Origin of the sequence: Sphingobium sp. DC-2, from assembly GCF_000722555.1 — a bacterium.
Classification (GTDB): domain Bacteria; phylum Pseudomonadota; class Alphaproteobacteria; order Sphingomonadales; family Sphingomonadaceae; genus Sphingobium; species Sphingobium quisquiliarum.
This window is the reverse complement of the sequence record NZ_JNAC01000076.1, coordinates 20554-36685: the sequence shown is the minus strand read 5'-3', so window position 1 is coordinate 36685 and position 16132 is coordinate 20554. Positions and strand designations below refer to the sequence as shown.

15 protein-coding genes are annotated in these 16132 nt (G+C 64.2%); all 15 read left to right on the top strand.

Going from position 1 to position 16132, the window contains the following annotated elements:
• A partial coding sequence (locus ET21_RS28565) for a hypothetical protein (RefSeq protein ID WP_237751589.1) occupies positions 1–630 on the top strand: 630 nt, incomplete at its 5' end.
• Positions 631–1003: 373 nt separating this feature from the next.
• Positions 1004–1351, top strand: coding sequence for a hypothetical protein (locus ET21_RS26710; RefSeq protein WP_030540648.1), 348 nt, complete (start codon positions 1004–1006; stop codon positions 1349–1351).
• Positions 1352–1535: 184 nt separating this feature from the next.
• The gene (locus ET21_RS0117335) at positions 1536–2522 is read left to right on the top strand and encodes a toprim domain-containing protein (protein WP_013846915.1); all 987 of its coding nucleotides are present in this window, start codon (positions 1536–1538) and stop codon (positions 2520–2522) included.
• A 36-nt stretch (positions 2523–2558) separates the two neighbouring features.
• Complete coding sequence (locus ET21_RS0117330) at positions 2559–4196, top strand: PRTRC system ParB family protein (RefSeq protein WP_013846914.1); 1638 nt, start codon at positions 2559–2561, stop codon at positions 4194–4196.
• A 37-nt stretch (positions 4197–4233) separates the two neighbouring features.
• Positions 4234–4671, top strand: coding sequence for a PRTRC system protein E (locus ET21_RS0117325; protein ID WP_013846913.1), 438 nt, complete (start codon positions 4234–4236; stop codon positions 4669–4671).
• A 49-nt stretch (positions 4672–4720) separates the two neighbouring features.
• Positions 4721–4927: a PRTRC system protein C gene (locus ET21_RS0117320; protein ID WP_013846912.1), complete on the top strand. Its 207-nt coding sequence runs from the start codon at positions 4721–4723 to the stop codon at positions 4925–4927.
• A gap of 75 nt (positions 4928–5002) precedes the next feature.
• Entirely contained in the window at positions 5003–6094 is a 1092-nt protein-coding gene (locus ET21_RS0117315) for a hypothetical protein (protein ID WP_013846911.1), read from the top strand.
• An 8-nt stretch (positions 6095–6102) separates the two neighbouring features.
• Positions 6103–6933, top strand: a complete 831-nt coding sequence (locus tag ET21_RS0117310) for a PRTRC system protein B (RefSeq protein WP_013846910.1) — start codon at positions 6103–6105, stop codon at positions 6931–6933.
• Positions 6930–7589, top strand: coding sequence for a PRTRC system protein A (locus ET21_RS0117305; RefSeq protein WP_013846909.1), 660 nt, complete (start codon positions 6930–6932; stop codon positions 7587–7589). Before ET21_RS0117310 ends, ET21_RS0117305 begins: the two co-directional genes overlap by 4 nt.
• Positions 7579–8337: a PRTRC system ThiF family protein gene (locus ET21_RS0117300; protein WP_013846908.1), complete on the top strand. Its 759-nt coding sequence runs from the start codon at positions 7579–7581 to the stop codon at positions 8335–8337. Before ET21_RS0117305 ends, ET21_RS0117300 begins: the two co-directional genes overlap by 11 nt.
• A 112-nt stretch (positions 8338–8449) precedes the next feature.
• Complete coding sequence (locus ET21_RS0117295; RefSeq protein WP_013846907.1) at positions 8450–8725, top strand: hypothetical protein; 276 nt, start codon at positions 8450–8452, stop codon at positions 8723–8725.
• Positions 8722–9006, top strand: coding sequence for a hypothetical protein (locus ET21_RS0117290; protein ID WP_013846906.1), 285 nt, complete (start codon positions 8722–8724; stop codon positions 9004–9006). Before ET21_RS0117295 ends, ET21_RS0117290 begins: the two co-directional genes overlap by 4 nt.
• 60 nt (positions 9007–9066) lie before the next feature.
• Positions 9067–9546, top strand: coding sequence for a hypothetical protein (locus ET21_RS0117285; RefSeq protein ID WP_013846905.1), 480 nt, complete (start codon positions 9067–9069; stop codon positions 9544–9546).
• 21 nt (positions 9547–9567) lie between these two features.
• Positions 9568–10806 (top strand): hypothetical protein, encoded by a 1239-nt coding sequence (locus tag ET21_RS0117280; RefSeq protein ID WP_013846904.1) that lies wholly within the window; start codon positions 9568–9570, stop codon positions 10804–10806.
• 121 nt (positions 10807–10927) lie between these two features.
• The gene (locus ET21_RS0117275; protein ID WP_013846903.1) at positions 10928–16090 is read left to right on the top strand and encodes a lactate dehydrogenase; all 5163 of its coding nucleotides are present in this window, start codon (positions 10928–10930) and stop codon (positions 16088–16090) included.
• Positions 16091–16132 lie beyond the last annotated feature (42 nt).

The following is a 16132-nucleotide window of genomic DNA, read 5'->3' as shown; positions in this document are numbered from 1 at the left end:
GGATCGCAAGAGCATGAAAATACGTCGGATAATTTCGAATCAGGCTCTAAATGTGCCACGGAAATGCTGCTGGGCGGGCTCACGCTTCTCGTCCGTCGGGCACAGGACCGCGCGCTAGTTTGTCGACTTTGGCTTTCCGTTGGCGCGGTTCAGCTCGATGAGAAGCCAATCCCGAAACTTGCCCATATAGCCGCCTGCATCGGCAGCGATCTGCGCCAGCAGTTCATCGCTCAACTCATCTTGTTTGAGATCGAGATCACGCAGCGCACGTTTCACCATGTGGCTTTGGAAAACGAAAATCGCATTGCGCAAATATCCACGCACGATTTTTTCGATCTTTCTATCATCTCCTTTGGCGGCATGGATGAGCTTTTCTATGGCCAGAACGGTGGGATCGGGCTCAGCCATCGTCTGACGCATTTCCGGTGTAAGCTGCATCTCCTCGTCGTGCATGGATCAGTCCGGCTCTATTGCTTAAGGCATAACGACATGGTCGCATGGGCGACGCAGGCGGGCAAGGCATCAGTTGCGATGCTTTGCCAAGAAAACCAGCCGCATACGATTGGGCATCCCGCCATAGAGAAGGCGACGCGGCTGCCGGACGGGTATTGCCATGGTTTTGCGGTGTAGCGCGAGATGTTCTCCTGCATCGTTAAAGGGGCAGAGGACGTAGGAATATTCGTTTATGTTAACCAATTCGGCACCGAAATTCCCCTCCGAAAGGCACCTTGCCGGACGGATGAATTCGAGCATCATGCTCATTGGACTATTTTGTTCAGAATAGCCGGGGGGCAACCAGACGTTGGGGCATCGGCACGGTTCGCCCGATGCACCCGAATGGGATGGAGAGCGAATGCCCATGCGACAGGAAGCCCGAATTGAACCCATGCTGGACGACACAGGCCGTCCGGCTGTTTTTGCACCTCTTTGCAGGTCGATCATCAGCGCAAGAGCGGAGTCGGCCACCATGTTCGGCTCTTTATGCTCCGATCCAGGATGCGAAATGCTGCTCGATCTTTACTGGCGCGACAGCCAGGGATTGAAGACTTCTCTCACCAGCTTCTGCCTCGCGTCGAAAGCGTCGGAGATGACCGGTCGGCGATGCCTTGCCGAGATGGAGGCGCAACGCATCGTCGAGCGCTTCCCTGATCCCTTCGACAAACGCCGCATATATGTTCGGCTGACGGCGACTGGGCGGGATAAGATGGATGCCTGCTTCCAGACCTTGCTGTCCGGATATGCGCAAACCTGTCACGACTGCGCCCGCAAATGCGGAGACGCTCCAGACGGGGCCCGGCAGGAAGTCCCGTTCTGCATCGCGATTGACGGTGTCCGCCAGTTTCGGCGTTAGAAGCTCGGAGCCGATATCGGTAGTCGATCAATAGGCCGACGTAGCGTTCAGTGCTATGCCGGTGAAACGGGCACGCGCTACCCGTTGATACGACCTGCGATCATACTGACAGCGGGCGTCGGCCGCGGCCTGAAGAGAAGGAGGAGTGGGGCGAGGGAGTTTTCCCTATGCTGGAGTTCCTCCCATGGCCCTGTCGCGCACGAGCGCCGATCCGCGCCTGCATGCCGCTGCCGCCAATATCGTCAAATCACTCGGTGGAACATGGAAGCCATCGGGCGCGATGTGCCGTTGCCCTGCGCACGACGACCATCGCCCCAGCCTGTCGGTCCGGGTCGGCGAGCATAGCATATTGTTCAAGTGCTTTGCCGGCTGTTCCACGATTGATGTCATCCGCGCGCTGCGCAGCGACAGGCGGCCTATCCCGACGGCCGACGCTGAAGCGGAATTCGCACGCGCGGATGGCAGCGAGCGACGGTTGGCCGGCCGGATCCGTTCGCTCTGGAAGGAAGCGCGTGCCGTTACCGATACGCCGGCGGGCGTCTATATGGCGACGCGTGGTTTCAACGAGCCGCATCCGGCGCTGCGCTACCATGATCATGTGCCGCTCGGCCGGGGCGCCGACGTCCGTTTCCGTCCGGCGCTGCTCGCCGCCGTTGAAGCCGACACCGGCGTCATAGCACTCGAACGGCTGTTCCTCGACCCCCGGACCGGATTGCCGGCCACTGATCTCGATCCGCCCAAACTGATGCTGGGTCGCCCGCACGGTGGCACCGTCCGTTTCGGGGCCGCCACCGATGTGCTGGGGCTGGCCGAGGGCTGGGAGACCGCCTGGTCCGCTCATTTGCTGCTCGGCATCCCCGTCTGGGCCGCGCTTGGTGCTGACCGCTTCCCCCTGGTCACTGTGCCTGAGCGGGTTGAACGCCTCTTCCTCCTTCACGACAACGACCTTTCCGGTCGGCGCGGCGCGGCACGGGCGAAACAGGCGCATGCGCGAGACGGCCGGTCGATCGAGCCGCTGCCTCCACCGCCGGGCTTCAATGACTGGAACGACCTCTACCGGGCGAGGGGAAGGGGGAGGGGGAGGGAGATGGTTGCGGAATGCAGGCTGATGATCGGCCGCGTCCCGCACATTCCGACACGCGCAGCGGCATGGGCGTCCAGCCAACCCTGAACGCGAGCCTGCTACAATCCACACAGGAGACGAGCCTTGACCTCGCTACAACCGAGCTATCCCTCCACGCTGCCGCTCGCCAGTATCGTGAAGGGCGACAATCCCCGCCGGTATTTCGACCGGAAGAAGCACGAGGAGATGGTGGCTTCCATCCGGCAGCGCGGCATACTCCAGCCCATATTGCTCCGGCCGAAGGACGACGTCTATGCCATCGTCGCCGGCGAGCGTCGGTACAGGGCAGGGCTGGAAGTCTATGGGCTCGACGGCGAAGTGCCGGTCATCATCCGCGTGATGACGGACCAGGAAGCGCTCGATGCCGCGATCGCCGAGAATGACGACCGTGACGATCCGTCGGAGACCGAGCAGGCCGATGCCGCCGTCCGCTACCTCGCGGCATGCAACGGCGACCGCGCCGAGGCCGCACGGCGACTGGCCTGGTCCCGCGCCAAGCTTGATCGCCGCCTGGCGCTCGCTGAACTCACCGACGCCGCTAAGACCGCCCTCGATGAGCGCCGGATCAAGGTTGGTCACGCCGAACTGCTCGCCGTCATCCCCAAGGACAAGCAGGACACGGCCCTCGACACGATCCTGCGCCTGAATCTTGACGTGAACGATACGCGCAAGGAACTGATGCGCATCACGCATAGCCTCGCGAGCGCCTGTTTCGACAAGACCGAGTGCGCCACCTGTCCGTTCAACTCGGCGGCGCAGCAAGTCCTTTTCGAAACCCATGTCGATGATGGCCATTGCACCAATCCGGGATGCTTCAAGCTCAAGACCGAAGCCGCCGAGGTGATCCGTTTCGAGGAAGAGGAGCGCGCCGCGAAGGCGGCCAGGAGAGCGATGCCTCCTGCTGCCGATGATGCCGACGCTGATGCGCAGGACGATGTCACCGTCGAACCCGCGCCATCGATGGATCTCCAGCCGCAGCCGGAACGCGGCGCCATATCATCCAGTGCTGTCGAAAACCGCGAGCCTCCCCCGCCACGCACTGCCGAGACCGTGCCGGCCGCGTCGACGGCGCATAAGCCGACCGTCACGGCCAGGTCGATCGCGACCCGAACCGCCGAGCTTCGCGAGGCGACATGGCGAACCGCGCTTGCCCGTGCGCTCGCGGGCAATGCTGTCCACGCCCGGACCACGATCCTTGTGGCGGCGATGTCGGGCACGCTTTCGCAGATCAAGCCCGACACGCTGACGTCCCGCGCTGGCATCCTCGTCGGCGCCTCGTTCCCGGACCTCGACTTCAAGGGCAAGATCGCGGAAATCCGGGCGCTTGCCGATGCGCGGGCCGCCAATGTGCTGGCCGTCATCGGCGGCGCTTACGCCAAGGATGTGCTCAGCTTCGATCATGTCGCGGACCTTGCGAGAGTGTTCGAGGTCGACTTGCGCGAGACGTGGCAGGTCGATCAGACCTTTCTCGAGCGCTACACAAAGGAAGAGCTCAAGTTCATCGCCCAGGAATGCGGCCTGATCGCGCATGTCGGCGAGAAACGGTTCGCCAAGCTGCTCGCATCGAAAAAGACCGAGCTTGTCACCAGCATGCTCAATCGCATCGGGTTCGATTGGGCGGGACGTCTGCCGGGCTGCATGACGCTCGATGGCGCCTATGGACCGCCCCCGGATCGTGCTGCCCAGCCGGCCGACGCTCCCATCTCGCAAATCGCCGCCTGACCGACACCCTCACCCTTCCAGACAAGGACCAACGCCCATGTTGATTGCCAACCTGCTGCCGCTTCTCGCCAACTATTCGCTCGGTTTCGATCTTGTCGCCGGCCCCGACGATACCGTCACGCTGACCGTCATTCCCCGCAAGGCGGAAGGCGCGAAGCACGGTCTCGAATCCGGCGAGACCCGCCCGATCTCGATCACCGCAACCGCCGTGGAGATCGATGCGGAACTTGGCCGTGGATCGGACGGCGCACTCGGCCAGCTCATCGCTACGCGCAAGACCCTTGCCGACCAGATCGCCGATCAGCGCCAGGCGGCCGAGGACGCAAGGATCGCCGCAGCGGAGGCCGCGAAGGCCAAGGCCGCCACGAAGGCCGCGACAGCAAAGACGACGGTGCCTGTGAGTCCTCCGAAGCTCCAGCACGCGGTCACCCCGCCGGTCGACGCCAAACCGGACCAACCCGCCACCTTGTTCTGACCGGACTCCGCTCAAATCTCGCCACGACCCAAGCCGGGAGTTTTACCTCATGCAGATCAACCATCTCACCCGCGCGTACCGCTATGACGGCATCGACCTTCCGGTTCCGCCGCATCTCGCCAACGATCCCGACGGTCTGCGTGCCTACCATGCCACGCTCTACCCCGCGGTTCTCAACGCCGAGATGGTCGACGCCGGCGTGTCGGGCGGCGCTCACGTCACCGAATACCGGCGCGCCGTCGGCACCAAGGGCTGACCGTGGCGCGCGGCAGCAGCGCGGCGATCCCGTCCGCAGTTCGTAAAACGCTCATCGAATGGATCGAGCCCGGCAATGGCGACACATCCGAATTCACCCAGCCAATCTGCAGCGAGCAAACCCAGGCGCTCCACGCGTGCATCCTTCTCGCGTCCGGGGACGGCGGGAGCAAGGCTCCCAGGCCGCTCCCGCCGCCACCGGGCCTGCGCCTTCCACCCCTCGGCTGACCTCGCGGGGCGGGCCGTTGCACTGTCCGGCGACATTCCCGCCCTCTTCGATGCTCCACTGGCGTCCCATCACAAGCTGATAGGCCGCTGGGCCACGTCTCGGGAAACGACGGCTAAACGCTATACTCGCGACCAGGCGCGCCAGCGCATCGAACGACTGTTCGACAAGGCGGTGCTCGACATTCTGGGCTCCGTCGAATTCGCGGACTTCAGGGTCGCGGTTCTTCACGGGAACGAAGGTTATCCGCCGGCTATCGCGGTGATCTGCGACAGCATGGGGCAACTCGACCTCGGATGGATCGAAGACAGCGATGCGCCCATTCCCTGGCGCGCCGCAGCCTACAAGGCCCTCGACGATATGCTGGGCCGCGCCCTTCCGATCTTCGGCTACCAGGACCTCTTCGATGAAATCTCTATGTACTATTGGGACGGCGCGACCGATGATGAAACCGCGCGGCAGTGGATCGTCGAATATCAGGGCATGGATCCTGACGATATCGAGGAACTCACTCTGCCATCCAACATGGAGTCTCGCCGACCCGATTGGATGATCGCGGCAAACGCGGGGGCATCGGCGGAACTTCCGAACGGCTTACACCGGAAACTGGAGGAACTCCGCAAGGCGTACGCCGCTCTCGGGAAACTCCGACCGGAGCGCAGCGCCTGGCAATTCGATATCGAGATTGCCCAAGAGTATCTCCCCGGCATCGAGGAATGCTCGACATTGCCCCCGCTGACGCTCGTTCCGGTCGAGCAGTTCGCACGCGAGGTCGATGACGTCGGACGCCACGGGATGGAATACGGCTTCATGGACATCGCCGGCTTCTGCCCTTTGCCAGATTCAGTCCCGATCGACGACTGGTTCGCGTCCTTGCGTGTCGGCGCGCGGTTCCTGCTCGCCGCGCAGGACCTGATCCAGCTCGATCCAGCCAACCTTTGAGGTTCCTTATGTCCGACCACCGCACCCAGTTCGAAGCGACCGCCGGCGGCCTCGCGCTGACCAACGCCATTCTCCTTTACCGCAGCCAGCCGATCCGCAACGCCAGTCCCTATGCCACCGCTCGCGCGGGCGCCGCCGCATTCGCCAGCATCCATGCGATCGAGCATGACGATGAGGGAAAGCCGATCATCGGCGCGGGCACATCGCTGTCGCGCGCGCATCTGCGTCAATGGACCGAGGCCCTGGGCCGGACCGCTCTTCCCGAATTCCTGCCTGACAATGTGCTGGTCGCTCATCCCGACATGCTCGCATGGTGGATCCCGACCCAGGTTCGCCCGGCCTATTTCGCTCTCACGGATCCGCCCGCCGGCCTGCAGGTGCTCGCCGCGCGAACCACTATGCCGGTCCCGTATCCGCCGCATCTGTTCATCGCGACCCGATCGGGGTTCGGCGTTTACGCCTTGCCGGCAAACGAACGCCCCGGCATCGATACCCCGGTGCTGCACTCGCCGGTGCTCAATGTCTATCTCGACGGGCAACTTTGCTGGGGCAACATTCCGAAGCCAAAAACGCTGACGACAGCCTCCATCCCGGAATTCGAGCGCGGGGTGTTCGATAGCTGGTCCACCCACCCCAATCCCGGACAGGAACTGACCATCACCGGCAAAGGTGGTCTGGTTCGGCTCTGGGACGACCTCGCCGCGCGCAAGGCGAAGCGCTTTCCGGTCAGGCGTCTCAGGCCATTCGATCCCGGTCGGACACGACAGGCCTCCCGGCGAGCAACCCGGACCGATCCGATGACTCTCGGAAAGCTCATTGCGAGAGGGGCGAACCAATGACCGTGCTTGCTGACGATCCCACTGCGGCCGCGGTCCTTGCCGCCGTGCCCTGTTATCCGGTTCCGCCGCAGGGGCGATCGCCGGCCCTCGACGCGCTGCGCGCTGCCCGCGCCGGGCGCGGCCTTGCGATCGGGATAGACGGCGTCATGCTCGTCCTGCGCCGGCCCTGGCTGGAACTCGATTTCCCGATCACGACGCCGCTTTCCCTCCACGTGCCCTATGGCAGCACGGGCGCCTGCCGCGCCGAACTGCGCTGCGGGCTCATTCCACGCGAGCATCTCGATCATATTCTCGATCATTTTCGCGCAGCCTTGCCCAATGAAGCCGCGGCGTTTGTTCTCTGGAACGAAGCGACCCGGGAATTCGCAGTGGAGTTTCCGGTCATCGACGAAGCCACGCCCTCGCGCCTCGTCTACCGCACGCCGGTCCCGCAGCCCGATTGGCATGTCCTCTGCGATTTTCACAGCCACGGGGTCGGTCCCGCCTTCTTCAGCACCACCGACGATGCCGATGACGCCCATGCGACGAAGATCGCGATCGTCGTCGGCTGGCTCGGTGACCCCGGCGGCCCGGTGATGCTCGCGCGCCTTTGCGCCGACGGCATGTTCCTGCCGTTACCACGGAGCCCGTTTTCAGGAGACCGTCATGCCGACTGACCTCACGGATCGTCATTATCTGCCCGCCGGGTTCGATAATCGCACGATCAACATCCTGCTGGTCGGTTGCGGCGGAAACGGCGGGCAGATGCTGATGGGACTCGCCTCGCTCGACACCGCGCTGCGCGCGATCTCCTCGCGATCGCTGCATGTCGCCGTGATTGACGACGACATCGTGACCGAAGCCAATCTCGGCAGGCAGCCATATTACCGGGGCGACGTCGGCAGTTCCAAGGCCCGCACGCTCACCGAACGGATCAACCTCGCACACGGCCTGGCCTGGCAGGCAGTGCACGGCCGCGCCCCTGAAGCCATTAGTATGGATGGCGCCGACATCGTCATCACCTGTGTCGACACGGCATCGGCCCGCCGCGCGATCGGTGCCGCGCTCGCCGAATGCGGGACCGTTCCCGCCTATTGGATGGATCTCGGCAATCGCGCGAGCGACGGGCAATACCTCATAGGCTCCCCGGAGCACCGTTCCAACAAGCACCGCCATCGCCTGCCGACCGTGCTCGAATATTTCCCCGAACTCGCCGACGAAAACCTGCCCGACGACGATGCCCCTTCCTGCTCGGTCGCCGAAGCGCTTGAACGCCAGTCGCTGTTCGTCAACCGCGTCGTTGCGAGCCATGCCCTGGCGTTGTTGTTCGACCTTCTCGGACGCGGCTCCATCGGTCACGCCGGCGCATTCCTCAACCTCGCCAGCGGTCAGGCCGTCCCGATCCCGTTGCCGCGCGGCGACTGAACCTACCCGCATCACCCCGTGTCAGTCGGCCTGCACCGGCCGGAACCGCACGCCAGTCCGGCGGAGCGGCGGGAGAATCGCGCCTTCGCAAATTCACACAAGGAGACCAAACATGGCGTCACTTTCCCAGAGGGGCTGGACCCTTCATTATACCATTGGCCGGGTGCTGGCCGCCAAGGTCAGGCCGGGGGATATCGTCCCCATGCCGGGTGGGGCCAACGATTTGATGGTGCTCGGCGGACGCGCCCCGCAGCGTGCCAACGACCGCGGCAGCGTGTTCGTGCGCGATCCCCTCGCTGAGACCAGTGATTGCATGGAAATGCCGCTCCGGGCGCTCGGAATGGTTTGGATCAGCGACGCCGGTGGCTGGTCGGAGCTCCCGGCATGAGAGGGTTTCATGTCCATGTCTATACGACGATCAGAGTCAAGGTCGCGGTGACCGCCGATGATCATGCGGACGCCATGCGGCAGGCTGACGCGATCGTCGGACGCGGGATATTCCCCGTTCGTCTCCTTCCGAACGCCGCTGGTGTGCTGGAGGCGGAGCCGGCTGAAGAGGTCACCGGCTATCTGGTCGATGAAACCGACGATCCCGAATTCGAGAACAGCTGCTCTTACGATGCCGAATACCGGCCTTGCGGCGCGGGCGACAGTCCGGGCTGCGCCTAGAAAGGGGGAGAGGGAACAGGGGAGGGTGCTCCGCATGATGGAGCAGTCTGGAGAATCCCCATGCAAATCGAACTACGGCGTATCTCCTACAGCGCCGCGCTATCGCAGGAAACCGCGGCTTTCTCGGCGGAAGTCTGGATCGAAGGCGAACTCGCCTTTCATGCCCGAAACCAGGGAACGGGCGGAGCGGACTTCTATCACCAGGTTGGCCGGTGGACCGTGGCCGAGGTCGATGCCTGGCTCAAGGCCAACCGGCCGGTGCGCACCCTGGATGAAAATCTCGGCTGCGACCATGATCTCGAGATCGAGGTAGCCGACCTTCTCGCGCGCGAACTCGAGTCCCGGCGCCTAAAGCGCCTTTTACGCACCAACATCGTCACGATCGAAAACGATCAAATCCTGCAATATCCGCTGCGCAAGCGGCCGCTCGCGATCGTCGCCCGCGCCGTGTGCGCCACCAATCCCGCCGCGGTCATCGTCAACGACGCCGGCGACGCGGTGTTCGCGCGCGCGCTCGACCTGCTTCTCGCCAGCCGCTGACATTCCAGGCCGGAGATCGTCATGACCGACAGTTTCGATCCCGCCGATGCGGGATGCTGGATGGCGCGCGGCCGTCCGGCTCATCACGCCCATGCGTTGGCCGATGCCTGGCGCCGTTTCCCCGACCTGCCGAACGATGCGCCCCTCGACGCCCGCATGGCGCGTTCCCGCGAGCGGGTTCAGGCGCTTCGTCCCCTCAACGAAGCGATCGCCCAGGAAACCGAGCGCCAGCGCGTGGCCGCGAACTTTGCCTGCATCGAGCGCCAGATCGCCCAGGGCAGCACCGACAGCCGAAACCCCGCGATCCTCCACGGCCGTGACGTCCATGGCTATGGCTGGGATGCTGCCGTCGCCTACGCCGACGGACTCTACGCTGCCCGGGCGGGATGGGAATCCAGGCCGCCGTCGCCGCCACGACCGGGGGATCCCGATGTCCGACGACCTGCCTACCGCCACGGATTTCTGGATGGCGGCGGCCAACCAGACGACATTTTCGACGTCGCCCGTCGAGCTTTCGCTGCCACACCCTCCGAGCCCAATCGCACCGAGAATGCGCAGCCGGGACGGCCGCTCCCCAGCGAGTGGTCGCACCCCACCGACGTCCCGGCACCGGCATCCTGGCATCGCCGCGTCCTTCTGCTCGGCGCGACTGAACTCGCGACGGGCACAATCGGCATCCTGGCCATGCTACGCGAACGACCCGGACACGAAGCTATCGCGCTTTATGCCGTTAGCGCCGAAACCGGGCTCCGCCCCTTTTCGCTCTCGTCCGGGCCTACGCCTGCCGACGCGACGGTGACGCGCCAGACTCTGCGCCAAGGCGACTATTCCGATATTCTCGTCGTCGTGGACCCCACTGAACTCGAACGGCTCGATGCGGACGCCGATATCCTCCCGCTCACCCGAACAATGGAGCGCACGCGCAATTCGGCGCTGCAACAGCGAGCCCAGTTCCGCCTCTGGCTCGCACGAGGCCGAGCGCCCGGCGATCAATTTGCCGGTGGCCATATCCGCTGGAGCAAGATGGCCGCCGGGCTGTCGGGCCGCCTCGGGGATTTCACCGCGCGCTATGCCGGTCCGGCGCGGCCCCGCGGCCACCGGATCATCGTCGAGGACATGAGCGGCAGGTTGGCGCTCGGATACCGCACGCCGCTCGGCCGCGAACTCCAGCCCGAGATCGTGATCGGCAACAAGGCGCATGCCCGGACCGCGATAGCCGATCTGCTGCGCCAATATGCCGCGTCGCTTCGTCTCGGCTGACCTGACGCCTGAAACGACGCCCGACCCGGGGCTTCCCATCACGCCCTGATCCCCGACCAGCCCGACACGCTTGTGGGCCGCCGCGCTGCGCCCGCGAACCCACCAAAAAAGGAAGCATTCCATGCGAAACAGTGCATCCGCGCTGGCTCTCCAGCTATGCCTCGACTTCGACCAGCCCGCCAGACCGCCCGATCCAGCGCCCGATGCAGCGATCGTCTCCCAGCTTTGCGAGCCCACGCTCTTCTCGCTGGCACCGGCGGAGGTGCTTGCCGATCCGCCTCCGGCCGAACCCATCGATTTCTCCTTCGCCGCCGGTCGGGTGCTGGCGTCGTCATGGAAGGGCCGCGCGCAGGACAATATCGAGGCGATCCGGCTGCTGAACCTCTTGGACCGCGAACAACGAGGGGCGACGCCGGCCGAGCAGGAAGCCATCGCGAAGTTCATCGGCTTCGGCGCCTCCGAGCTTGCGAACAATATCTTCGCCGATCGCGCGGGCACATTCCGCGATGGCTGGGAGGAACTGGGGCAGGGCCTTGCCGCGGAGACGACCGATGCCGAACTCCAGTCGCTCAAGCGGGCGACGCAATACGCCCATTACACGCCCGAATATATTGTCCGCGCCATGTGGGATGCCGCCCGCATCCTCGGCTTCACCGGCGGCCAGGTTCTGGAACCCGGATGCGGCAGCGGCCTGTTCATGGGGCTGCGGCCCGACTGGCTGGCGAGCGACACGATGTTCGTCGGCATCGAGAACGATCCCGTCACCGCCCGCGTCGCGAGCGCGCTCTATCCGGGGCAGATCATCCGCTGCATCGATTTCGACAAGGCTTCGCTGCCGCGCGACTTCGACCTCGCCATCGGCAATCCCCCGTTCTCGAACCTCAGCATCCAGAACAAGACCAGCCTCGGCCGGCTTGGCCTGTCGCTCCACGATTTCTTCATCGCGAAATCGCTGGAGCATCTTCGCCCCGGCGGCGTCGCCCTGTTCGTGACCTCGCGCTATTCGCTCGACAAGAGCGACCCCAAGGCCCGCAGTCATATTGATACCATCGCCGATTTCCTCGGCGCGGTGCGTCTTCCCGGCCGGGTCATGCGGCAGGAAGCGGGCACCGATGTCGTCGTCGATATCCTACTCTTCCGCAAGCGCGAGCCAGACAACCTCGGCGCCGGACACAAGTGGATCGATCTGGCCGATATTCCCGATAGCGACGAGGGCGAGGGACCGCTGCGGATCAACCGCTATTTCCTCGACAATCCTGGTCATGTCCTTGGGCGCCATGAATGGAAAAGCGGCCAGTTCGGCATGGACTATCACTGCGCCGCCGAGCCGGGCATCGACCTTGGGCAGGCTCTCATCGCTACCCTGTCGGGAATCGCATCCCGATACGAAGGCACCTGCCGCCCCATCCATCGCACGACGTCGCTGCGTGACCGGGTCGACGTCTCGCTCGACCTTGAGATCGGTACGGCGGCGGATGAGGCCGAGTTCAAGGAAGGCAGCTATCTCGTATCGGGCGGCGTTCTGCACCAGATCGTCGACGGCATGCCGACCGTCGTCGATGTCAAATCAGGGCGAGGCACCACGGGCCTGTTCGCCAGGCACGCCAGTATCATCAAGGCGCTGATCCCGATCCGCGATGCGGTTCGCGCGATCCTGCGGGCGCAGCTGAACGACCAGCCCTATGCGGCGTCCCAGGAGAAGCTGCTCGCGCACTATCGGCAGTTCACGAAGAAATACGGCCCGATCAACCGGACCATCACCAGCATCCGCGCCGATCCCGACACCGGCGCCGAGAAGGAATATCAGCGCCGCCCGAACCTCCAGCCTTTCCTTGACGATCCCGACGTCTGGCTGGTCGCGTCGATCGAGGCCTATGACGAGGCGAGCGATACCGGCACGCCGGGCGCGATCTTCACCGAACGTGTCGTCAAACCGCCAGTCGCCCATGAAATCCACTCGGCGCAGGATGCGCTGGCGGTGTCGCTCCACGAGCGCGGCCGCGTCGATCTCCCGCTGATCGCCGGCCTGCTCGGCGTCACCGAGGCCGAGGCCCTCGCGGATCTCGCCGACGACGTCTATCTCGACCCCGTCCGCACCACGCCCCATTTCGACAACTGGGTTACGGCGGACGAAGCCCTGTCAGGACCGGTGCGGACCAAGCTCGCTCTTGCCCGCGAGAATGCCGAAGCCGATCCGCGCTTCCATGCCGTCGCCACCGCGCTCGAAGCGGTCCAGCCGGTCGACCTCAAACCCAGCGAGATCACCGCGCGTCTCGGCGCGCCCTGGATTCCTACCAGGGTCATCGAAACCTTCGTCGCGGAGATCATGGAGGTCGAGACCACCATCTATCATACCGTCGATATTGCGAGTTGGACCGTCGACAAGCTCCCATTCGCCGGACATGTCAGTTCCACCTCGACCTGGGGCACGGCGCGCCGCGGCGCCGCGGACCTGCTCGAAGATGCCCTCAATTCCCATATCCCCAAGATCTACGATGTTCACCGCGAAGCTGACGGTTCGGAGCGCCGCGAGCTCAACGTCACCGACACCGAAGCCGCCAAGGAAAAGCTTGCAGGCATCAAGTCGACCTTCGAGACCTGGGTCTGGCAAGACAGCGAACGCGCCGATCGCCTGGTCCGCATCTACAACGACGCCTACAACAACCTCGTTCCCCGGACGTTCAACGGCAGGCATCTGACGCTTCCGGGCGCGTCGACCACCATCCAGATGCGCGACCATCAGAAGCGCGTTGTCTGGCGGATCGTCGCCGCGGGCTCGACCTATGTAGCTCATAGCGTCGGCGCGGGCAAAACCTTCAGCCTGTGCGCCGCCGTGATGGAGCAGCGCCGTCTCGGCCTTGCCAACAAGCCGATGATCGCGGTGCCCAATCATTGTCTCGCGCAGATCGCGCGCGAGTTTCTGATGCTCTATCCCACGGCGCGCATCCTTGTCGCCGACGACACCAACTTCATCAAGGAGAAGCGGCGGCGGTTCCTGGCCCGCGCGGCGACCGGCAACTGGGACGCGATCATCATCACCCATGATGCGTTCAAGTTCATCCCCACCCCGGCAGCCTTCGAAAAGCAGCTGATCGAAGACCAGCTCGCCAGCTACGAGGTGCTGATCACGGGCATTCAGAGCGACGATCGCGTCTCGCGCAAGCGGGTCGAGCGCCTGAAGGAAGGACTCCAGCGGCGGCTAGAGAACCTGCAGGCCCGCAAGGATGACCTCGTTCATATCGGCGAGATCGGCATCGACCAGATTCTGGTCGACGAGGCCCAGCAGTTCCGCAAACTCACTTTCGCGACCAATCTGGGCGACCTCAAGGGCGTCGATCCCGCCGGCTCGCAGCGGGCATGGGATCTGTTCGTCAAGGGCCGATACCTTGCCGACATCAATCCCGGGCGCGAACTGATCCTGTCGTCGGGCACGCCCATCACCAACACGCTCGGCGAGATGTATACGCTGCAGCGGTTCATGCAGCCCGACGAACTGCACGCCAAGGGCTTGCACGAGTTCGACGCCTGGGCCGCGAACTTCGGCGACACGCGCACCGAACTCGAACTTCAGCCGAGCGGCAGCTACAAGCCGGTCACGCGCTTCTGCGAATTCGTCAACGTCGCCGACCTGATGGCGATGTACCGCAGCGTTGCCGATGTCGTACTCAAGGACGATTTGCGCCAATATGTCCGGCTGCCCACCATCAAGGGTGGCAAGCGCAAGATCATCGTCGCCCAGTCCGGGGCGCCCTTCAAGGCCTATCAGAAGGTGCTGGCCGGACGCATCAAGGCGATCGAGAACCGCAGCGGGCGACCCCAGAAGGGCGACGATATCCTGCTTTCGGTGATCACCGACGGGCGGCATTCGGCGATCGATCTCCGCTTCGTGGACCCCATGATGGGGAACGAGGAGGGCAACAAGCTCAATCTCCTGATCGAGAACGTCCATCGTATCTGGCGCGATACGGCCGACAATCGTTACACCGACCCGGAAACCGGGCGACCTTATCCGCTGCCCGGCGCCGTGCAGATGATCTTCTCCGATCTCGGCACCGAGAACGCCATCGAGACACGCGGCTTCTCCGCCTATGTCTGGATCCGCGAGCAGCTGATCGAGATGGGCATACCGGCCGATCAGATCGCCTTCATGCAGCATTATAAGAAGAACAGCGCCAAGCAGCGCCTGTTCAACGACCTCAATCAGGGGCGCAAGCGCATTCTCATCGGCTCCACGCCCACCATGGGAACGGGCGTCAACGCGCAGCAGCGCCTCAAAGCCCTGCATCACCTCGACGTTCCCTGGATACCCTCTGATATCGAGCAGCGCGAAGGCCGGATCGAGCGCCAGGGGAACCAGAACGACGAAATCGAGCTATACGGCTATGCGACCAGTGGCTCGATGGACGCGACCAACTGGCAGATGCTCGAAAGAAAAGCCCGCTTCATCAACATGGCGATGTCGGGCGATCGCTCCATTCGCCGGATCGAGGATGTCGGCTCCAACGTCAATCAGTTCGCGCTCGCAAAGGCGCTGGCGTCCGGCGACGATCGCCTGATGCGCAAGGCTGGGCTCGATGCCGAGGTCGCAAGGCTCGAACGCCTGCGCGACGCGCATATCGACGACCAGTATAATATCCGCAGGACCATCAAGCGAACCGCGGACGCCATCATCGACGGCGCCAACCTGATCGCGAAGCTGGAGGCCGATATCGCACGCCGGGTTCTTCCGCGTCACGACGAGGTCCTGTTCGATTGCGGCGGCACCATGGTCACCGACCGCAAGGCCGCCGGCGAACGCATTCTGAGGCAGGCCTTCGAATTGCGACTGCACGGCGGCCAGGCCCGGCAGTTGCTCGGCACCGTCAACGGCATCGATGTGGAACTTTCAGGCTATGAGGCCGTGGACGACGATGGCGAGCGCGGCATCCGCACGTCTGTCGCGGCACTCCACCACGGCGAGCGTAACGCGTTCGAAGTATCCGACAAGACGCGATGGACCACGGCGCTGGGCCGGCTCGAATCCTCCATTCTCAATCTCGACGCCGAACTTGCCGCCGTGCAGGCCGATCTCGAAGCGAACGAGCGGCGCCTTCCGGCCTTCGAGGCGCGTCTCGACCAGGAGTTTCCCGACGCCGCCTTGCTCGAGGACAAGTTGCGGGAACTCGCGGAACTGGAGGCTGACCTGGCGACGACCAAAGGGGAGTTCGAGCCGGGGAACGATGAGGACGCAATCCTGGCACCGCCTTCGAGCAACGAAGGCGCTGAGGTTCCGCAAGCGGCCTGACCGGCACCAGTCATAGAGCGAGACCTGTTCCACTGGCGTGAA